At 58.4% G+C, this 20,993-nt stretch carries 17 protein-coding genes; 8 read left to right on the forward strand and 9 right to left on the reverse strand.

Annotated features, from left to right (window positions below):
* Positions 1-44 precede the first annotated feature (44 nt).
* Both BN1139_RS12720 and BN1139_RS12725 read right to left on the reverse strand, forming a co-directional pair.
* On the reverse strand, positions 45-527 hold the full coding sequence (locus tag BN1139_RS12720) for a hypothetical protein (RefSeq protein ID WP_041980569.1): 483 nt from the start codon (positions 525-527) through the stop codon (positions 45-47).
* Positions 524-865 (reverse strand): DUF805 domain-containing protein, encoded by a 342-nt coding sequence (locus BN1139_RS12725; RefSeq protein WP_041980571.1) that lies wholly within the window; start codon positions 863-865, stop codon positions 524-526. The genes BN1139_RS12720 and BN1139_RS12725 overlap by 4 nt, the downstream gene beginning before the upstream one ends.
* Positions 866-1,056: 191 nt before the next feature.
* Between BN1139_RS12725 and BN1139_RS12730 the strand changes: the two genes are divergently transcribed.
* Positions 1,057-2,097: a helix-turn-helix transcriptional regulator gene (locus tag BN1139_RS12730; RefSeq protein WP_041980573.1), complete on the forward strand. Its 1,041-nt coding sequence runs from the start codon at positions 1,057-1,059 to the stop codon at positions 2,095-2,097.
* A 1-nt stretch (position 2,098) separates the two neighbouring features.
* Here the strand turns inward: BN1139_RS12730 and BN1139_RS12735 are convergent, their stop codons facing one another.
* Positions 2,099-2,326 carry a hypothetical protein gene (locus BN1139_RS12735; RefSeq protein ID WP_041980575.1) on the reverse strand — a complete coding sequence of 76 codons (228 nt, stop codon included), beginning with the start codon at positions 2,324-2,326 and terminating at the stop codon, positions 2,099-2,101.
* 221 nt (positions 2,327-2,547) lie between these two features.
* On the opposite strand from BN1139_RS12735, the gene BN1139_RS12740 reads away from it, so the two are divergent.
* Positions 2,548-4,047, forward strand: coding sequence for a histidine-type phosphatase (locus BN1139_RS12740; RefSeq protein ID WP_041980576.1), 1,500 nt, complete (start codon positions 2,548-2,550; stop codon positions 4,045-4,047).
* 599 nt (positions 4,048-4,646) lie between these two features.
* Entirely contained in the window at positions 4,647-4,880 is a 234-nt protein-coding gene (locus tag BN1139_RS21410) for a hypothetical protein (RefSeq protein ID WP_139126164.1), read from the forward strand.
* On the opposite strand, the gene BN1139_RS21030 is transcribed toward BN1139_RS21410, so the two are convergent.
* The 4 genes from BN1139_RS21030 to BN1139_RS12755 form a co-directional block, all read right to left on the reverse strand.
* Positions 4,875-5,885, reverse strand: a complete 1,011-nt coding sequence (locus BN1139_RS21030) for a Fic family protein (RefSeq protein WP_080767407.1) — start codon at positions 5,883-5,885, stop codon at positions 4,875-4,877. The genes BN1139_RS21410 and BN1139_RS21030 overlap by 6 nt on opposite strands.
* Before the next feature lie 234 nt (positions 5,886-6,119).
* Positions 6,120-8,492 carry a YgiQ family radical SAM protein gene (locus BN1139_RS12745; protein ID WP_041980578.1) on the reverse strand — a complete coding sequence of 791 codons (2,373 nt, stop codon included), beginning with the start codon at positions 8,490-8,492 and terminating at the stop codon, positions 6,120-6,122.
* A gap of 174 nt (positions 8,493-8,666) precedes the next feature.
* The gene (locus BN1139_RS12750) at positions 8,667-11,783 is read right to left on the reverse strand and encodes an efflux RND transporter permease subunit (RefSeq protein ID WP_041980580.1); all 3,117 of its coding nucleotides are present in this window, start codon (positions 11,781-11,783) and stop codon (positions 8,667-8,669) included.
* Positions 11,783-12,832, reverse strand: a complete 1,050-nt coding sequence (locus BN1139_RS12755) for an efflux RND transporter periplasmic adaptor subunit (RefSeq protein WP_041980582.1) — start codon at positions 12,830-12,832, stop codon at positions 11,783-11,785. The genes BN1139_RS12750 and BN1139_RS12755 overlap by 1 nt, the downstream gene beginning before the upstream one ends.
* Positions 12,833-13,029: 197 nt before the next feature.
* On the opposite strand from BN1139_RS12755, the gene BN1139_RS12760 reads away from it, so the two are divergent.
* On the forward strand, positions 13,030-14,568 hold the full coding sequence (locus BN1139_RS12760) for a sensor domain-containing diguanylate cyclase (RefSeq protein WP_041980584.1): 1,539 nt from the start codon (positions 13,030-13,032) through the stop codon (positions 14,566-14,568).
* 46 nt (positions 14,569-14,614) lie between these two features.
* Positions 14,615-15,490, forward strand: a complete 876-nt coding sequence (locus tag BN1139_RS12765) for a patatin-like phospholipase family protein (protein WP_005338362.1) — start codon at positions 14,615-14,617, stop codon at positions 15,488-15,490.
* A gap of 68 nt (positions 15,491-15,558) precedes the next feature.
* Here BN1139_RS12765 and BN1139_RS12770 read toward each other — a convergent pair whose 3' ends face one another.
* Positions 15,559-16,899 carry an APC family permease gene (locus BN1139_RS12770; protein WP_005338365.1) on the reverse strand — a complete coding sequence of 447 codons (1,341 nt, stop codon included), beginning with the start codon at positions 16,897-16,899 and terminating at the stop codon, positions 15,559-15,561.
* 200 nt (positions 16,900-17,099) lie between these two features.
* Complete coding sequence (locus tag BN1139_RS12775; protein WP_005338367.1) at positions 17,100-17,366, reverse strand: helix-turn-helix domain-containing protein; 267 nt, start codon at positions 17,364-17,366, stop codon at positions 17,100-17,102.
* Positions 17,367-17,624: 258 nt separating this feature from the next.
* On the opposite strand from BN1139_RS12775, the gene BN1139_RS12780 reads away from it, so the two are divergent.
* The 3 genes from BN1139_RS12780 to ompA (BN1139_RS12790) all read left to right on the forward strand — a co-directional run bounded on the left by BN1139_RS12780 (position 17,625) and on the right by ompA (BN1139_RS12790) (position 20,859).
* Positions 17,625-18,221 carry a hypothetical protein gene (locus BN1139_RS12780; RefSeq protein WP_005349969.1) on the forward strand — a complete coding sequence of 199 codons (597 nt, stop codon included), beginning with the start codon at positions 17,625-17,627 and terminating at the stop codon, positions 18,219-18,221.
* A gap of 308 nt (positions 18,222-18,529) precedes the next feature.
* Positions 18,530-19,549: a porin OmpA gene (ompA, locus tag BN1139_RS12785; protein WP_013723997.1), complete on the forward strand. Its 1,020-nt coding sequence runs from the start codon at positions 18,530-18,532 to the stop codon at positions 19,547-19,549.
* Positions 19,550-19,857: 308 nt separating this feature from the next.
* Positions 19,858-20,859 carry a porin OmpA gene (gene ompA, locus BN1139_RS12790; RefSeq protein ID WP_005349964.1) on the forward strand — a complete coding sequence of 334 codons (1,002 nt, stop codon included), beginning with the start codon at positions 19,858-19,860 and terminating at the stop codon, positions 20,857-20,859.
* Positions 20,860-20,993 lie beyond the last annotated feature (134 nt).

Genomic DNA, 20,993 nt, shown 5'->3' on the forward strand with positions numbered 1-20,993 from the left:
AGCGGCTCTTTCCTGGCCGGCGCGTCCTCCCGACGAGGGAGGCCTTATTGACAGCGCAGTGCCGGTTTGTCTTCCAGCAGCCAGGCTATCCAGCGCCGCCGCGAGTTCAGCACAAACCCTTCGTCGGCCGCGATCCCGCTGACGATATAGCCGTCGGCCGCCGGGTCAGCTGCCTCGAGGGAGAAGGTGAAGTCGCTGCTGTTCAACCGCTCCCCCTTGCTGAGCGCCGCATCGAGCCTCGGCGTCATGACGACGATAGCCAGCCCCGCGGCGGAGTCGATGCCAAGGCCGCTGCTCGCCACTTTGCCGACCGCCACCGGCACCCGGATGGCACAGTGGCGCCCCTCGGCATCAGTGGTGGTATAGGTTCCCTCCCCCACCCGCCCTTGCATCCACAGCAGTTCTCCACGGGTCAGGCTGTCGACCTGCAGCAGGCCCAGCGCCCCCTTGGGAAAATCGTGGGGATTGTTGACGGCAGCCACCGTCAGCGAGCAGCACAGCATAAACAACCAGAGTGCGTGTCTCATGCCGATGCCTCCTTGCCAACATGGGTTGCCCCGCTTTGCTGCACCAGCAAATAGATAAGCAGCAAGGGCCCCACAGCCGGCACCAGAAAGACCCAGCCCCACCAACCGGAGCGGCCGGTGTCGTGCAAGCGACGCACGATCAGCGCAATCAGGGGCACGCTGCTCACCAGGCCGTAGCTCAGATCCAGCCAGCCCAGGTTGGCAAGCAGCACGTCCAGCCAGATGCAGATCAGGGTGACCAGCAGGTGGCACAACATGAACCACCCACACTCAGCCCGGGTGGCTCGACCCGAAAAATCCAGGGCGCGTTGCCACGCCAGCCAATAGAAAGAGAACATGGATACCTGCCTTTTATGGTGATTGGGAGCCCTTATCATGGGGAGCAAAACGCCCCAAAGCGTCCTCAAACCGGTTTCAGGTCGTCCTCGAACCGCGCCTGCGCCATCATGGGCTTCATTCACCTGACCCGAGCCGTTATGCTGGCATGCCGCGGCTGGTCAACGGCCTCTTTTTGCACACGGGATACATGATGCTGGCCATACCCATACCCTTTATTGTTTCCTTGCTGCTGGCACTGCTGGCTGCCGTGCTGCTGGCGCGCCTCGGGCGGGCGGCCAGAATGACCGCCCTCTTTTTGCTGCTGTGCGCCATCACCACCGCCGTGGTGGGGCTGCGCTGGACCTTCGATCTGGCGCTGCTCAGTCTCGCGCAGCCGATCCTCGCCTCGCTTATTCCGGTGACCGCCTGGCATATCTTCAGCCGAGCCAGGGCGCCTGGGGCCCGCTTCTCCTGGCTGCACGGCGTCGGCCCCGCGCTGGTTGCCCTCGGCATGCTGACCCACAACTGGTTGCCACTGCCACTGGATGGCCTGCTGACCGCCATCTATCTCTGCTACGGCATTGCGTTGATGCGTTTTTCCGATAAGACGCAGCTGCTGCTCTATGTCTCGTTCAATGAGTGGGAGGGGGTCAGGCAGGCGGAACATATCGCGGGCTGGATGCTGCTGTTTTCGGCGGCCATCGATGCCGCAGTCTCCCTCGACTTCGCCTTCAATCAAGGCCAGCTGGCGCCCTATATCCTGTCGCTGGGTCACCTGATGCTGGTGCCCATGCTGGCGGCGGCCGCGGTAATGGTAGGGGTCAATACCGCTGACGCAGAAGAGGAGGAGATGCCCGCCTCCGAGCCCGAGCCTGTTGAGAAAGCGCCGCTGCTGAGCGAAGATCGCGCCCGAGAGATAGTGGCTCTGCTCGATAACCTGATGAAGGAGAAAGCCTGCTACCTGGATCCTGAGCTGACCTTGGCCCGCCTCTCACGCAAACTGGGCATTCCCGCAAAGCAGATCTCCAGTGCCGTCAATCTGGTGCGCCAGCAGAGCATCCCCAGGGTCATCAACGAATATCGGATTGCCCATGCCAGGCAGGCCCTGCTGAACACGGATGAGAGCATCACCCAGATCTTGATGAACGCCGGTTTTCAGACCAAATCCAATTTCAATCGCGAATTTCAGCGCATCACCGGCCTTACTCCCAGCCAGTTCAGAGCAACCCGCTACCTGTCGGCCGCCTCCTGAATCAGTCGCCTGCTCTCGTTTGCTCCCGGCAATCCAGCCACTTGCCCACTCTGGCCCCCAGTTCGGAGCAGACCAGCGCTGTCACGGCGGCCCAGAGCATCTGGTTGCCATCAAAACCCGCCTGCTTTTCAAACAGGAAGGGCACCAGCAGGTTGAAGCCGATAATCCCGAGCAGCAATCCAAGGCCGCTGCCTACCTTCTCCCTGCGGGATCGCGTTTTTATTGCCATCTGATTGCTCCTGCCAAACACGTCATGAACGGGCCCCAAGCCGATCTATCGGGCAGGCCAAGATAACAGAAGCGCTCCCTGATGGGCATGCTCGCCACGTCTGTCCCCCTACTAATGGCATTCACAACAGTCACCTTCCTGTCATCTGGCTGACATCCCGCGGTCATTTTCAAGTCATAGAGTTTTTCACTTATTTTTCATATGGATAGATAAGGAACATCATGACTTTCCCGCGCTCTTCTTATGTGGCTTTGGCCGTCTCGCTGGTCTTGCTTGGCGGCTGCCAGTCAGAGAACGAATCGTCTACCGACAGCCAGGGCAAAACCGCCTACCAATACAGCACCAAAGCGGTCTACAGCCCGCAGCAGCAGGCGGAGAGCTACGAGCCAGCGCCTCAGGGGTTCAGCCCGGTCTTTACCGAGATGGTGGCGCGCCACGGCTCGCGCTCCCTCTCCAGCCCGAAATATGACGTGCTGACCAAGCTGGTATGGGAAGAGGCGCAGCGTCAGGGGGCGCTCACCACCCTCGGGCAGGGGCTGGGAGGCAAGGTCGATCTGGTGACGGCCGCCAACCAGAAACTGGGCTATGGCCTGCTCTCGGCGCTGGGCAAGGAGGAGCACGCCAACCTCGCTACCCGGCTGGCGGCGCGGCTGCCGACCCTGCTCAACAGCAGCGAGCCCCACTGCATCAAGGTGGTCACCTCGGGCAAGGACAGGGCCAACGAAAGCGCCTTCTACTTTATGGAGAGCCTCAAGCGCAACGTGAGCTATGTCAGCGACTCGGCGCAGTGCTACCTCACGCAGGATGACCCCTCGAAGATCGACAAAAAGCTGGTCAACAAGTTCGAGCTCTACTTCCACAAGACCACGCCCGAGGGGGATTACGCCCGCTACCTGCCCGCCTATGAGAGCTACCAGCGCTTTATCGGCGACGAAGATGCAGGAATCGCCCCGGCCCCCGAGCTGGCCAGGGCGCTGGATCAGCTTAAAAACCTGAGCAAGACCAAAGAGATGGCCCGCAGCATGCTGGAGCGTATCTACAGCAAGGGCTTTGTCGACTATCTGGCGGGCGGCGTCGAGTTTGTCGCCGTCAACCCGGAAGATGGCGGCATGACCTATGTGCGCGACGAAGTGGATGCCGCCCTGATGCTCTACAACCTCTTTATCATCGGCCCCGGCATGATCCGCGAAGCGCAGGCACAGGGCAGCGAACCCTGGGCGCTGGAGCAGTTCCTGACCCCACAGGAGTCTGCCTGGTTCTCCTACCTCTCCGATGCGGAAGATTTCTACGAGAAGGGGCCGAGCTTTGCCAACCAGAGCGCCCCCTACGCCATTGCCCAGCCGCTGCTCGACGGCCTGTTTGGCGAGGTGCAGCGTCAGGTAGTGGAGGGCGAGCAGAGCCGACGGGCCACCCTGCGCTTTGCCCACGCCGAGGCCATTATCCCCCTCGCCGCCCTGATGAAGCTGGAAGGGAGCCGTCAGGGGGCCAGCGCGGATCAGCTGTTCAGCCAGCAGAACAACGAGTGGCGCGGCGGCTGGGTCTCCCCCTATACCGCCAATATTCAGTGGGACATCTACCAGAACAGGCAGCGGCAGGTGCTGGTCAAGATGCTCTACAACGAAAAAGAGATCGCCTTTAAAACAGGCTGCCAGCCCTACCAAAGCGGCAGCCACTACTACGACTTCGAGGAGCTCAAGCGCTGCTACGGCTATAACGGCTAACCCTTCGCACGCCGGATATGGCAATCACAAGGGGCGACCAGCAGGTCGCCCCTATTCACTCCCCTTCCCTGTTTGCCAAAGCGGGATATGGCGATAAAGCCGCCTTCCGGCTCCATTTGCTGATCAAGCTCAAAAAACGATTAATTTCTGATAGTTAGGTCACTTTAAGGCTCGCTTCGGCAGTTTCGTTTGGCTTACCATAGCCATCCAGAACCTGTTGAACTGCGATAGGTTGCTGCCAACGCGGGTCAAGGGAGCATATTGGAAGCTGTCATCCACGGGCGGTAGCGTGGAAATATGTTGTGATGCGTCTCACACAAAAAGGTGGATGTCCCAGATTTCCGCACCTTGCTCAGAAAGGTGGAAATCCAATAATCAATTTAAAAAACAATTGGTTATAAACACATTGACATAGACCACCTAATTGTGTCCATCATTGCTTGTGGTTAGCTCCATGTAGTGGCCTTGTTGGTACCGTGTTTCTCTGTGGTGGGGATTATGATAGTGGTTTACAGACAGACTTAATTGTGTGAAAATTGTCCGCTGTCAAAAATTTTGACTATACTTATAAAGTGTAAAATCCTAGGTGAGGTTAAGATATGAAACACAATAGCAAGTCAGCGATGAAACATGTTGAATTGCGTATAAGAGGTGCTTCTCATATCAAAAAAGTAGTAGTTAACACCAGCGCGTTTATTGATGAGATAATTGACAACGCCAGAGTCTCATATGAAATAGAAGGCAATTCTATTTCATCCAATGAGTGGGACAAAATTAAAAAGCTGCAGGTTATAATGCCAGAATTAACATTCCATATGGCTTCAGCTTCATGATATTGCTTGGCTAATTATTTTTTTCAAAAAAGAAGTTCTGCCACTAATCGCTTTTCGAACAGCATAGTGGTAGAACTTTTTTCTTTTTTTAGTTGAGAGCGCCTTTTGCCAACTAATTTTAAAACCTCTTGTCCTTGCGACGATCTCAAGATATAGCCTCATTGTTCTACCATTACCATCCATAAATGGGTGGATCCAAGCTAATTCTTTATGAGCAAAAACCAAAGCATCTATCATTTTATTTTGGTCAGAACCTACATGAGCTAAGTATTTTCTGGCAAATGAATTACAAAATTCAGCCATTTTTTGTGGAACAGAATCAGGATTTTCGGTTGGAAAGTTTCTGTTCGTGACTACCACCTCATCAACTCTATATTTTCCAGCCCAATCATAAATGCCATTAAACAAGTATTTATGACATTTTAAAAATGCCATTTCACCTAAAAATGAATTAGAGGTCATATAGTCCATTATGAGCATTTTGGATCTATATACTGAGTATATCATTTCAATTTTATCTAATTCATCTTGGTAGCGTGCATACATTAAATTATCAGGAGCAATATATCTCCCTCGCTCATTCTTATTATTTGAAACCAAAAAGAATCGTTCTGGGATATATTTTGCCCATGTGTAGGATAAAATATTTTGCGGGTGATTGGCGCGAAGGAAAAAAAAGCGCTGATTATTATGTATTCTCGTTCCAATTATTGTGGCACAGAAGATAGGAAGAGCCATAAAGTTTGCTATATAACAAATTGAGTCTCCTATTTGAATTTCGCTTCTAGATAAATCATAGAATGACTCATGGTTTTTTTTGAGATGCGCGATAGACTTGACAGGAAATTGCACTTTACTGCCAACAATTATTTCTGAACGATGTATATTCCAATAAAAATGCGTAAATCCATTTTTACTTGGTGTTGTTTTTATATGAACAATGTTGTCTTCAGCTTTAAATTCTTCTAAAGAATGGACGTTGGTAATCTTGATATGTTTGCTCATTGTCTATATCTCGTTCATCGCTCTCATGGGATATAGTACACCAATTTTCTGCCAAAGTTTTTCAACAATTTAGGTGCTATCTGCTTGCGATGCACTGCTAGTGCTCACATCTTGTATGCCTTCTCATGTAAGACTCAGCGAGTCTGCAGTTGTTGTGGTCAACTAAATCCTGATACTTGGTTAGGCGACCATCCGGTCGCCTTTTTATTTCTATCGTTTTCCAATCAGGAAAACTTACCGCGCCGGTCGCTTGGCACCATTTCCTTTGGCAGCAGGCTTGCCGCCTTGAGTGGCGGGTTTGGCACCCGGCTTGGCGGAGCCAGCACGGGTCGAGGCCTTGCCCTTGTGAGCGGGTTTACCCGTCGGTTTGCTCTTGCCAGCATTCTGACCTGCGCCCTGACCTGTACCTTGCGAAACGGGCTTGCCGTTACCAGCCCCTTTCTGCAGCTGGGAGCCCACCGGCTTGCCGCCCGTCGCCTTGTTACCCGTGCCATTGCCACCATTGCCACGCTGGTGACTGATGTTGCTGTGGCGAGTCAGGGCCGGTTTCATCCCCTTGCCAGTTGCGGCACGCTCGTTGCGGCCTTCCGGCGGCACCAGACAGCCGGGGCCATTGCCAATCAGGTGGCCCTTGCCCATGGCGAGCAGGGCTTCGCGGATCATCGGCCAGCCTGCGGGGTCGTGGTAGCGCAGCAGCGCCTTATGCAGGCGGCGACGGCGCTCGCCCTTGGCGACAAACACATCCCCCCCCTCGCGGCTCACCTTGTTTAACGGGTTTTTCTCCGTGTAATACATGGTGGTGGCGTTGGCGAGCGGCGACGGGTAGAAGTTCTGCACCTGATCGAGCTTGAAGCGGTTCTCTTTGACCCAGAGCGCCAGATTGATCATGTCTTCATCTGTGGTGCCCGGGTGGGCGGAGATAAAGTAGGGGATCAGGTACTGCTGCTTGCCCGCCTCTTTGGAGTATTTGTCGAACAGCTCCTTGAACTGGTAATAGCTGCCCATGCCCGGCTTCATCATCTTGGAGAGGGGCCCTTCCTCGGTGTGTTCCGGCGCGATCTTGAGGTAGCCGCCGACGTGGTACTTGGCCAGCTCCTTGATATAGCGGGGATCTTCGACCGCGATGTCGTAACGCACGCCGGAGGCGATGAGGATCTTCTTGATCCCCTTGAGGTCGCGCGCCTTGCGATAGAGGTTGATGGTCGGGCTGTGGTCGGTGTCCATGTGCGGGCAGATGGTGGGCCAGACACAGGAGGCGCGACGGCAGGTCTGCTCGGCCTTGGGGCTCTTGCAGCGCAGCTTGTACATGTTGGCGGTGGGGCCGCCGAGATCCGAGATGACGCCGGTAAAGCCCGGCACCTTGTCGCGGATATCTTCGATTTCTTTGAGGATCGACTCTTCCGAGCGGCTCTGGATGATGCGCCCTTCGTGCTCGGTGATGGAGCAGAAGGAGCAGCCGCCAAAGCAGCCGCGCATGATGTTGACCGAGGTCTTGATCATCTCGAAGGCGGGGATCTTCTCGTTGCCATAGGCCGGGTGCGGCACCCGCTGGTAGGGCAGGCCGAAGACGCCGTCCATCTCCTCGGTTTCGAGCGGGAAGGCGGGCGGGTTGACCCAGACGATGCGATCGCCGTGAGCCTGCGACAGAGCGCGGGCACAGCCGGGGTTGGTCTCGTGGTGCAGGATGCGCGAGGCGTGGGCGTAGAGCACCTTGTCCTCTTTCACCCGCTCGAACGCCGGCAGCTTCACATAAGTTTTTTCCCACGGCTTGGGTTTGGCCGGCTGCACCAGCACGGGCTGGGCTTCCTGCACGGCAGGGGCCGCTTCAGTGGCATCATCCGAGCAGGGTGCCCCTTCCATATAGGGGTTCATGATGGGATCGATGCGGCCAATCTGGTCGAGCTTGCTCGAATCCACCCCTTTCCAGCCCGGCAGCGGCTCCTTGCGGATGACGGCGGTGCCGCGAATATCCTGCATGGTCTCGATGCTCTCCCCCGCCGCGATGCGGTGGGCCACCTCGATCAGCGGCCGCTCGGCGTTGCCGTAAATCAGGATATCGGCCTTGGCATCGAGCAGGATGGAGCGGCGAATGGTCTCTGACCAGTAGTCGTAGTGGGCGATACGGCGTAAGGAAGCCTCGATGCCGCCGATAACGACGGGCACCTCCTTGAACGCCTCCTTGCAGCGCTGGGTATAGACCAGGGTGGCGCGATCCGGCCGCTTGCCGCCCACATCCCCCGGGGTGTAGGCGTCGTCGTGGCGCAGCTTTTTGTCGGAGGTGTAGCGGTTGATCATGGAGTCCATGTTGCCCGCGGTCACCCCGAAGAAGAGGTTCGGTTTGCCCAGACGCATAAAGTCATCCTTCGATGACCAGTCCGGCTGGGCGATGATGCCGACCCGAAAGCCCTGCGCCTCCAGCATGCGGCCAATCACCGCCATGCCGAAGCTCGGGTGATCCACGTAGGCATCCCCCGTCACCAGAATGACGTCGCAGCTGTCCCAACCGAGCTTGTCCATCTCTTTGCGGGACATGGGCAGGAAGGGCGCCGTGCCGTAGCACTCGGCCCAATAGCGGGGATAGGAGAAAAGGTTGGGTACCGGCTGCATTTTGAACACCTGGAAAAATTCGGGTCGCGCATTATACCGGTTGCGGCCAAGGGGAGCGATGGCTTTTTGTCCCTATAGATCCCGCGGAATAGGCCGCCGCCCGCAATAGCAAGGGCGCCCGCAGGCGCCCTTGTGATGATGAGGCTGATTTACTGGCCTCCGTCAGGATTGAGGTCAGAGCGCCGGAGGGTGCGACTCCCCTGCCCCCTTGGCGGCCAGCGCTTCGTCTACCTGCTGATCCCGCGCCCCTGTCATGCCAGCATGACGGGCGATCAGATGGTAGATGGCGGGCACCACCAGCAGGGTGACCAGGGTGGCCAGCGACAGCCCGAAGAAGACCACAGTCCCCACCGCCATCCGGCTCTCGTAGCCTGCCCCCATGGAGAGCATCAGCGGCACCGCGCCGATAATGGCGGTGAGCGAAGTCATCAGGATCGGTCGCAAGCGGCGCACCGAGCCTGCGATGATCGCCTCCTCGAACCCTTCGCCGCGCTGGCGCAGCTGGTTGATGAACTCGACGATGAGGATGCCGTTCTTGGTCACCATGCCGATCAGCATGATCATGCCGATCTGGCTGTAGATGCTCATCTCCTGCCCCGTCAGCCAGAGGCCTAGCAGGCCGCCGAAGATGCCGAGCGGCACCGTCACCATCACCACCGCAGGGGTCAGGGTGCTCTCGAACTGGGCCACCAGCACCAGATAGACCACCAGCAGGGCGAGGCCAAAGACCAGCACCATCTCCCCCTGATTGTCGCGGTAATCCTTGGAATCACCGGTGTAATCCACCGTCATACCGGTGGGCAGGTTGGCGTTGGCCCAGCCATCGAGGAAATCGAGGGCCTCACCCAGGGTGTGGTCGGGGTGCACGTCGGCAGTCAGGGTTATCGCCTTTTGCCGCTGGTAGTGGTTGAGACGGTTGGCGGTCGCTACCTGCTTGACGGTCGCCAGGGTCGAGAGACTGACCATTTCGCCATTAGCGGCCTTCAGGTAGATGCGACCAAGATCCGAGATGCCGTTGAACTCGGTCTGGTTGCCGCGCAGGTAGACGTCATACTCCTCGCCCCTGTCCACATAGGTGGTCTTGCTCGCCCCGCCCAGCAGGGTTTGCAAGCTGCTGGCGACAGTGGAGACCGGAATGCCGAGCTGGCTGGCGCTGTCGCGATTGATGGTCACCTGCAGCTCGGGGGTCTTCTCGGCGTAGTCGAGATCCGGGCTCAGCATCAGGCCGCTGCCCTGCGCCGCCTGTTGCAGCGCCAACCCTTGCTGGTAGAGCTCGGCATAGTCGTTGCCCTGCAGCACGAACTGCACCGGTGCGGTGGAGCCGCCGCGGAAACCGGGCTGGAAGGTGCGGATCATCACATCGGGAATGCCGGAGAGCTTGGCACCCAGCGAGCGGGAGAACTCGGTGGCGGTGACGTCGCGCTCGGCCCAGTCGGTGAGCTGGATGATCACCATACCGGTCTGATCGCCGCCACGGCCAAAGGCGGGGGTACTGAAGCTCAGCGCCTGCACCACCCCTTTGCCCAGCATCGGCATGATGGCGGACTCCACCTGCTGCATGTTGCGCTTCATCCGCTCGATGCTGGTCCCCTCTGCTCCCTTGACGAAGACGTAGATGACGCCGCGATCCTCGGTCGGGGTAAGGCTGGTCGGCAGCTGGGTAAAGAGGGCGCCGATACCGCCCAGACAGAGCAGCAGCACCAGCGGCGTCCAGCGGGAGCGACGCAGCACCCACGCCAGCAGGTGGCGATAGTGCCCCTCCAGCCAGCCGAGCCCGCGATCGAGCCCGGCGGTCAGTCGGTTCGGTTTATCCAGCGGGCGCATCAACCAGGAGCCCATGGCCGGGGTCAGGGTCAGCGCCACCAGCGAGGAGCAGAGCACCGCCAAGGAGAGCAATATCGCAAACTCGGTAAAGAGCCGCCCCACCATGCCATCCATAAAGGCGATGGGGACAAACACCATCACCAGCACGGCGGTGGTAGCGATGACCGCAAAGCCCACCTCGCGGGTGCCGTGCCAGGCGGCCAGCAGCGGCGGTTCACCCCGCTGCAGATGGTGGTGAATGTTCTCCACCACCACGATGGCGTCATCCACCACCAGACCGATGGCGAGAATAAGGGCCAGCAGGGTGATGAGGTTGATGGAAAAGCCGAAATACCAGGCGCCGATAAAGGCGGAGATGAGCGACACCGGCACCGTAATGGCCGGAATAAGCGTGGTACGCCCCTGCCCGAGGAACAGATAGAGCACTGCCACCACCAGCACGGCGCAGATGGCCAAGGTCTCGTACACCTCGTCGATGGCCTGCTTGATAAAGATGGTGGAGTCGTAATCCACCTCGAGCTTGGCCCCCTCCGGCAGGAAGCGCTGCATCTCGCCGAGTTTCTTCTCGATCCCCTGCGCCACCGCCAGCGGGTTGGCGGTGGACTGGGCGACGATGCCGATACCCAGACTCTCTTTGCCGTTGCGCTGATAGGCGCTGTCTTCGTTCTTGGCTCCTACCTCCACGTCGGCGATATCGGCCAGATAGACGCTCTGGCCGTTGGCGGCAGTGGTGACTTGCAGTTGCTGGAAATCTTCCGCTGTGTGGTAGAGACGAGCGATCTGCACCGCCATGGTCATGGAGTTGTTGCGGATCTCGCCACCCGGCAGCTCGATGTTCTCGCGCTTGAGGGCCTCTTCCACATCGCTCACCGTGATGCCACGGGCTGCCATGTCGGCCGGGCGCAGCCGCACATACATCACCTGGGTCAGATCGCCGGAGAGCGCCACTTCGCTCACCCCGTCCACCAGACTCAGGGGGTCGACCAGCACCCGGTTGGCGTAGTCGGTCATGGCAGTGCGATCCATCTGGCTGCTGCTGAAGTTGAGCCAGATCGCCACATCGCCGTTGCCGCTGTCCTTGGTCACCAGCGGCTCGTCCACATCATCGGGCAGCCGGGGCCGCGCGCGGGAGAGGGCATCGCGCACATCGGAGATCCCCTCCACCATGTTCCAGCCGAGCTTGAACTCGACGGTGATCATCGAGCGCCCCTTGCGAGTCATGGAGTTGATGTTCTTGATGCCGCTGATGCCGGAGAGCTGATCCTCGATGGGCTTGGTGACCTGACTCTCCATCACCGAGGGGGCCGCCCCCTCATAGGTGGTGGTGATGGAGACCGAGGGGATCTGCACGTCCGGCATCTCCCGCACCGTCAACTTGCTGAAGGCGACCAGACCAAACACGGTGAGCAGGGCGCTGAGCACCACCGCCACCAGCGGGCGGCGTACTGAGATATCGGATAGCCACATCAGCCATTCACCTCGGCCAGATCACGCACCTGCACCCCATCACGCAGATTGACCAGCCCCTCGACCACGATGCGATCGCCGACCTTGAGCCCCTCGGTGACCCAGACGGTCTCCCCTTCGGTCTCGCCGAGCACCACAGGCACCCGCTTGACACGGCCATCGGCCTCCAGACGGTAAACAAAGCGCTGCTCACCGGCGTACTCCACCGACTGGGCGGGGATCAGGGTGAGCTGCTGGGCGGGCAACGCCAGCTCCACATTGAGCAGCATGCCCGGGCGCAACTGACCGTTGCCATTGGGGATCATCACCCGCGCCTTGATGTTCTGGGTATCGTTGGAGACGCGGCTGTCGAGAGTGGTCAGGGTGCCGTTGAATTGCTGATCCGGCCAGGCAGTACTGGTGGCGGTGACCGCCATGCCCGGGCGCAGCAGGGAGAGGTAACGCTCCGGCACCGCCAGATCGAGGCGCAGTTTGTCGAGCTCATCGAGATGCAGCAGGGTATCGCCGCTGCCCACCAGTGCCCCTTCGCTCAGATCAATCAGGCTCACGGTACCGGCAAAGGGCGCCTGCAGGGTACGCAGGGAGAGCTCGTAGCGGGCGGCATCGAGGCGTGCCTGCACCTGGGCCACGGTGGCCTCCTGCCCCTCCAGCTCGGATTGGGTCACGGCGCCACGGGCCACCAGCTTGCGCATATCACTCAGCTTGCGGTTCTCGTCGCGCAGGCTGGCGCTCTGCTCGGCCAGCTCAGCCTGCTGTTTGCCCGCATCGAGCGCGATCAGGGTCTCCCCCTTCGCCACGCTCTGACCCGACTGCACCGCAATCTTGACGATGCGACCGGTCACTTCGGGGCTGATGATGACAGAACGATTGGCCGCCAGCTTGCCCACCAGCTTGAGGGTAGGCTCGGCCAGACTCTGTTTGACGGTTTGAGTGCGGATATTGACCTGTCTGGTCGGTGCTTTGGCGGCGGGTTCGCTGTGACGCAGCGCCCAGACGCCGGCAACCACGATTAGAAGAAGGCCCAAGCCGAGCCAGATACGCATTTTCATCGAACAGTCCATGAAGAGTGAGAGGGTAAATCCAGATTGGGGCCATTTTAGCCCCAGACTATGCCGTGACTATGTATAAATGTGACAAAACGTAACAAGAGCGGGATAAGCTCACTCTGTTTCAGGTCGCGCCGTTTGTTTTCACGCCACATCGCATACACTAACGACAATTTCCTTCGCAACCCGACTGACTGCCTATGCCCAAAATGTCTGACCACCGCTTTCTCACACGCCTGACCTGGCTCCTGTTCGCCGTGGTCATCCTGCTGATTGGTCTGACCTTGCGGCAAAGCCTGCAACAGATAGAACGCCTCTACCAGAGCGATACCCTCAACAGCGCCATCTACCTGCGGGATCGGTTCAAACAGACCGAAGTATTTCTGGAGGCGATGCGCGGTCAGGCCGAAGAGCGACTGCGCAGCGACCCCCAGTCGGTGCTCACTCGCCAGCTCTATCGCCATATCGAGGCGCTGCCAGAGGGGCTGGCCCTCGACAAGCTCCCCGGCGATTTACCGGCCGGACTGGCGGGCAACCTCACCGGTGACGGCCCGCTGCCGCCCCCCGGCAGTGCGCGGGAGGCGCAACTTCATTTGGCCCTGAGCCTCTCTCCCTTGCTGTCCACTGCCAGCCAGCGCCTGGGCAGCGAGATCGCCTGGGCCTACTTCACTGGCGTGGACAACTTTATCTACCTCTATCCCTGGATTCCCTCCAGCCAGTTTCGTTTTGCCCGCAGCATCTATGACAAGCACTACTGGCAGGATGCGCTGATGTCACCCAACCCAAGCCGGGACACCATTCTCTCCCGCCCCTACGAAGATTTTGCCGGACTGGGCACCATGGTTACCATGTCTCAGCCTCTCTACAAGGACGGCTCGCTGGTAGGGATGATCAGCATGGACATCCTGCTCTCACGCTTGCAATCGCAGCTCAATCAGCTGGCGCCAGCGCTGGGTGAGTATCTGCTGCTCAATCAGTACCATCAGGTGCTGGCCAGCAGCGCACACCAGCCCGTGGTGCCGCAAGACCCCGAGCCGACCGACGAATACCAGTGGCGGCAAGGGGCATTGCAGCTGACCATGGCAATCCCCGATACTCCGTTGCGACTGGTGCACAACGTCACCCTGCTGCCGCTGGTGTGGGCCATGCTCTGCCAGTCCACGCCGACCCTGCTCGCCATCCTCTTTATGCTGCTGGCCGCCCTCTCCAACCTGAGATCCCATCGCCTCAACCAGCGGCTCAATTACCTCTCCTGCCACGATGCCCTCACCGGCGCCTTCAACCGCCACTATCTGGTGCTGCTGGAGCAGGCGGGAGAGCTGGCCCGGTTGCAAGCGGGGATCCTGATGTTCGATGCGGATCACTTCAAACGGGTCAATGACAACTTCGGCCATGCCGTCGGCGATATCGTGCTGATCCGGCTGGTGCAGATCTGCCAGCAGCAGATTAGGCCCACTGATCGCCTGATCCGCTGGGGGGGCGAAGAGTTTCTGCTGCTGATTGGCCGCGCTGATGCAACGCAGCTCGGCGAGCTGGCGGAGCGGCTGAGAAAGGCGGTGGCAGATCATGACTGGGCCGCCATCGAGCCTGGGCTGGAGGTCACCATCAGCCTCGGCTATCTGCCCCACCAGGAGAACCTTCCCCTGCACGAAGCGGTGCGCCGCGCCGATGTGGCGCTCTATCAGGCCAAGGCCAACGGTCGCAACCGCAGCGAAAGATGGCAGGGTGACGCCTCCTGACTCTCGGAGTAAGCTGAGCCCTCAACCCCTTTTTTGGAGGACTGTCGTGCCACGTAAACCCCGCGTAGGGCTCGCTCTCGGGAGCGGCGCCGCCAGAGGATGGGCCCATATCGGCGTCATCCGCGCCCTTGAACGTCTCGGCATCAAACCGGATTTGATCGCTGGCTGCTCCATCGGCAGCTTTGTCGGTGCCGCCTATGCCGCCGGAGAACTGGATCGGCTGGAAACCTGGGTGCGCGGCTTTACCCGCCTGCAGGTGGTCAGCCTGCTCGACCCGGCCCTCTCCGGTGGGCTGTTTCGCGGCGAAAAGGTATTTGGCCTTGCCGCCAGCCATCTGGGGGATCCCGATCTCGAGAATCTGCCCATCCCCTTCGCCTGCATCGCCACCGAGCTCGATACCGGCCGCGAGATCTGGCTGCAACAGGGCCCGCTGCGCCAGTCGGTGCGCGCCTCCTGCGGCATGCCGGGGATCCTCACCCCGACCCGGATCAACGACCGCTGGCTGGTCGATGGCGCCGTGGTCAATCCGGTGCCCATTTCGCTGGCCCGCGCCATGGGGGCCGAGGTGGTGATTGCGGTCAACCTCAACACCGACATGCACCAGCCCTGGACCGACGAGCCGGATCAACCCGGCAGCGGCGGCCTGCTCAGCCAGTGGCTCAATCGCGGTGAGTCTGCACCAGCCACCCCGGGTCTGTGGAGCGTGATGAGTGGCTCCATCAACATCATGCAGGAGCGGATCACCCGCGCCCGGATGGCCGGTGACCCGCCGGAGATCCAGCTCTGCCCGCGCCTTGGCAGCTTCTCCATCATGGATTTTCATCGCGCCAGCGATGCCATCAACGAAGGGGAAGCCTGTGTCGAGCGCAACCTCGATCAGCTCAAGGATGAATTGGGCCGCCTCGGGTTGCTGGGCAGTTAGTTGTCGGCATGCTGCGGTTTACACATGAAAAAAGCGCCATTCGGCGCTTTTTCAACTCACTTACCCGGTTACTCCTTACGGTAGAAGAGCAACCCGAGCAGAATCACCCCCACAGAGACCAGCAGATAGAGTCCCAGACTGGGATTGGTGATACCGCCATACAGAATGATGAGCGCACCCAGGGTGGCGCAGGTCGGGATCACAAACCGCTTTATCCAGCCCAACTCGGTAAAGGTTCGCATGTACCAGACATAGAGGAACAGATAGAGGCCATAAATCAGCACGATCGGCATCTCGTCCAGGGCGATGTAACGACCGAATGTCTCGTTGATGCTGCAGTACCACAGCACTGAGTAAATCACCGACAACAAGGCTGCCGCGAGGGCCGAGTTGATTGGCATGTGATGATGCGGTTCGATACGGCTCATCCACTTGGGGGCAGGCCCCTGATTGCGGATCGCCAGCGAGTAGGGAATACGCATGGTCGCCAACACCAGACCATTGAGGGTTCCGAGGCAGGAGATAATCACGAACACGGTCAAAATGGTCGAGGCAGTCCCGCCAAACAGGCTGGTTGTCGCGAGATTTACCGCGTTATCCCCTTGCGCCACTATCTCGTCCGTCGGCAAGACGCTGGCGATCCCCAGAAAATAGGTGACATAGACCACAAAGACTATCAGGGTGCCAATCACCAGCGCTCTGGGCAGATTCTTCTTGGAATCGCGAATTTCGCTGTTGATGGTCACGGCGGCGATCCACCCCTCATAAGCGAAAGCGGTGGCAACCACGGCCGTGGCCAGCGTGCCTCCGGTGCTTCCTATCCCATCCATTGCCTGTACAAAGTTGGTCACGGTGACACCATTGAGCAAGCCTGAAATGGTGCCCACAATGGCAACCAGGATCAGCGGGATCAACTTGATCAGGGTAGAGCCCACTTGCAGCTTGCCCGCCAGGACCGGGGTATAGAAGTTGATCAGATAGGTGACCGTCATATAGACAGCCGCCAGTATCCAGGTCGCACCAGAGTTGGTCGGATTATCACTGCCGAGCAAGATCATGGTGTACAGAGCGGCGACCCAGGCAAGGATGGCGGAAAGAGGGGCGTAATAGAGTACGCCTTTGAACCACCCCACCAGATAACCAAACATTTTGCCGTATGCCGCTTCGGCATAATCGACGATACCGTTGGACTTTTCGATCCGCTGGGCAAACTCGGCAAACACCAGCGCGCCGAAGATCATCGAAAATGCCCCCAGCGCCCATGCCAGCAGCGCAATGGCCAGATTACCGCCAGTCAGACGCAGTACATCATCGGCCTTGAAGAAGACACCGGAGCCGATCACCACGCCGACCACCATCGCAATGGCAGTCATCAGGCCATAGCGTTTATCCAACTCATTACTGCTCATACCCATACTCCATACGATTGCTCATATCATCCTGAATGTAATAGTGTTCGGGTGGCCAGATACCACCAGGGGGCCCACTTTTCGGGGCCGCTTATTCTCGTTGGCCTGCATGGATAATTCAAAGCGTGTTAGATCAAAATATCGATCGGCAACCCAAAAAAAATACCGCCCGAAGGCGGCATTTCTATTCACATCGATGATCACGCCTTGGCGAGGTCATCCGGGCCAATCTGGCCGATTTCGGCGACTTTCTTGTCTGCCAGCAGCCAGAGGGTGAACTTGTGCAGATCCGGGTGGTGCGCCAGGGCAACCAGGAAGGCGCCCCCAACTTCACGGTAACCCAGCTCGTAGTTTTTCAGCGTGGTGGGAGGAACACCCAGCAAATCTGCAAACTTCGGACGGCTCAAACCGACCGCTTCACGGATTTGACGGATCTTCTTGCCAACAGTGACGATATTTGAATTCATAATGTTCCATACTCCGTTTGGCGGATTTACTCCGCCTTTTATTTTTCGCGACGACTCGTAGTCAAGTGTATCAGTTTTGTTCGGACTCGTTATGGTCGAGCCTCTATCTTATGAGCGCCTTTCGGCGACAACCCTTGCCTTCAAGGGGGGATGGTAATCGCTCAGCCGCCTCAGGTAAACAGTCTCGAAAAGAAACCTTTATTGTGGCCCCCCCAATAACTCGTATAATCCGCCGGATACCCATTAAGAGGAATAAGTATGGCGTTTCCCGGCATTATCTCTCGCCTGCACCCCGTATCCAGCACAGAAGAACTGGCACAACAGCGCCTGCAAGGTGAACAATATCGCGCCGAAGCATTCTGGCTTCCGGCCTTGATGTCCAGCCACGCCAGCGAGCTGCTGGCCGCCCTGCCGGAGAGCTGCAGCCTGTTTCTTGAACAGGCATGCCCGGACCTGGCCTTGCGCAGCCACGACGGCACCCTGCATAACAATGAGCAGCTCGTCACGGTAAATGGTCAGGCGATTGCGCTGGCAACCACCCAAGGTGATGGTGGTCTGGTGCCCGAATCGGGCATGTGCGAGATGGCCGACTGGCTGGAGGCGGGACATCGCCACTTCATCTGTTCAGCTGCGGTTCAGCCTGTGGCTCGCGCCATCCTCAACATCTGGCCCCTTGACCCCTATCTGGCCCGACATTTCTTGATGACATTTACCCCCCTGCTGCAGAGCGCAACCCAGGCAGATTACCTTGCGGTCTTTGCCGCCAGAGCGAATCCTGCCAGCCCGCATAGCGACTGGGTTCAGGCTTATATGAAGCTGGAGAAGAAACTGCACAGGGCCTATCTGGATCACTAATTAATCAAAATAAACAGCCAGTTAAGAGCACGACACAATTTGCCACAAGGCTCATTTGTGAGCTTGATCATGTTTTAAAATCGGCATAGAGTGCGCCTCGTCATCGGAATGACATCAGTTGCCTGGCAGTGGTTTCTCACGCATTGCGTGCCATGCCAGCGCACTCGACACACCAGGAGAGTGTGCAACCCGGTTATACCGGGTCATCTGCCAGACTCGACGCCAGCCGTACGGCGGAGCCTGCAGCTTACATAAATTACAAAGTGTGAAGCACGTGAATAACGTGCGATCTCAACGAGGATTTTTTTATGATGAAAATGGCTCCTTCCATGATCGCCATCGCCATGGCTGCTCTGGGTGCTACCGCTGCTCACGCCGCTGACGACATCTACTTCGGTGCCGGTGTCGGTGCTACTCACTTCAACGGCCTGAACAAGCTGGAAAGCACCAATGTAGGCCAGGAAGACGCGGCTGCTGCCAACGCCTTCATGGGTTACAACTTCACCGAGAACTTCGGTACCGAACTGGGCTACCAGTACACCGGTCGTGGCAACACCGACGGCAACCGTTACGAGAGCCAGGGTGCCACCCTGTCCGGTATCGCCCGTATGCCGGTTGGCAACGACTTCTCCCTGTTCGCTGAAGGCGGCGCCTACTGGGGTCACACCGATGGTCTGGGTACCAGCGACACTAAAGTTTCCCCGCTGGCCGGTGCTGGTGTGACTTACAAGGTAAATGACGCGCTGGATCTGCAAGCTCGCTACCGCTACATGTGGGACGTGGCTGACCTGCACGCCAACGGTGAGCGTTACAAGGCCAACCAGAGCATCGCTACTCTGGAAGCGGTATACCACCCGTTCCGTACTTCCTACGTAGCTCCGGTAGCTGCTCCGGTAGTTGAAGAAGCGCCGGCTCCTGCTCCGCAAGTTGTAGAGAAGAACTTCGCCCTGAACTCAGACGTACTGTTTGCCTTCGGCAAAGACACCCTGAAGCCGGAAGGCGTTGCAGCCCTGAACGGTCTGTATCAGCAAATCGTTGAGTTCCAGCCGAAAGATGGCAACGCTGTTGTTGTTGGTTACACCGACCGTATCGGTTCCGACGCTTACAACCAGAAGCTGTCTGAAGCCCGTGCCCGTACCGTTGCTAACTTCCTGGTCAGCAAAGGTATGGCTGCCAGCAAAGTTGCCATCGAAGGTCGTGGCGAAGCCAACCCGGTTACCGGCACCAAGTGCAACGGCGTAACTGCTAAAGCTCAACTGATCTCCTGCCTGGCTCCGGATCGTCGCGTAGAAGTTCGCGTATCTGGCGTACAAGAAGTTCAGCAATAATCTGACCTCGTTCAGATAGTGCGAAAAAAAAGGGATGCTGCGGCATCCCTTTTTGTTTGCCTAGTTCTCGCTTGCATCCCTCACTCCCGCCTCCCTGCCCTTGCCTGCCCCGTCTCGAAAGCATAAAGTAGTTGCGCCTGTAAGGTATTGGATAAGCACTAAAAAGCGCTTCTTGTCCGGTCTGTTGTCCATGACGCCAATGCATCATGAGAGTCCAAAGCCTTCGCTATCCACTTTGCTGGCGATTTTTCGCAGCAATAAAAACAAGTGCATTGCCCGACATGGGCTAACACAACGAGGATAAACCGATGAAACTCAAAATGGCTCCTACCCTGATTGCACTGGCGCTCGCCGCCGCAGGCACCACAGCTCAGGCTGCCGATGACTGGTACACCGGTGTTGGTGCAGGTTGGGCATATGCTCACAACCTTGACGATGTACAAGGTCTGGATACAGACAAAGACGCCACTGCGCTGAGCCTGTTCGGCGGTTACAACTTCAACGACTACTACGCAGCTGAACTGGGCTACCTCTACGCCGGTAAAGCGGGCGTTGACGGTGCCGATTTCAAAACCCAGGGTGCAACCCTCTCCGGTATCGCCCGCCTGCCGCTCGGCGACATCTTCTCGGTGTTTGCTGAAGGCGGTGCCTACTTCAATCACGTCAACGGCAATGGCAACAGCGACAATGGCACTGCACCGCTGGCGGGGCTGGGTCTGACTGCCAAGCTCTCCGACCTTATCGATGTGCAAGCACGCTACCGCTATCTGTGGAATCTGGGTGACGAGCAGAAAACCTGGGAGAGCGACATGAGCATCGCGACCCTGGAGCTGGTGATGCACCCGAACCGCACCTCTTATGTTGCCCCGGTTGCCGCCCCTGCGCCTGAGCCGGTTCCCGAGCCGGTACTGGTCGACAAGAACTTCGCCCTGAGCTCTGACGTGCTGTTTGCCTTTGGCAAATCCACCCTCAAGCCAGAAGGTGTCGCAGCGCTGAATACGCTGTATCAGCAGATCGTTGATGTTCAGCCGAAAGATGGCAGCGCCGTGGTCGTCGGTTACACCGACCGTATCGGCTCTGACGCCTACAACCTGAAACTCTCCGAAGCGCGTGCCCGTACCGTGGCCGACTTCCTGGTTGGCAAAGGTCTGCCGGCTGGCAAAGTTGCCATCGAAGGTCGCGGTGAAGCCAATCCGGTCACCGGCACCCAGTGCAACAGCGTCAAGGGCAAGGCTCAGCTGATCTCGTGCCTGGCGCCGGATCGCCGTGTAGAAGTACGCGTCACCGGCGTGCAGCAAGTACAACAGTAATCCTGCAGTCCGACATAACAAGGAGGCCACCTGGCCTCCTTTTTCTTGCCGCATATTTCACCCACCTTGCAACCCTCTATTGCCCCCCTTCCTCTTCCCGTCTCGCGCCCTAGTTCACGGCGTGTCGCTCCCCA

Origin of the sequence: Aeromonas veronii bv. veronii, assembly GCF_000820225.1 — a bacterium.
GTDB lineage: Bacteria > Pseudomonadota > Gammaproteobacteria > Enterobacterales > Aeromonadaceae > Aeromonas > Aeromonas veronii.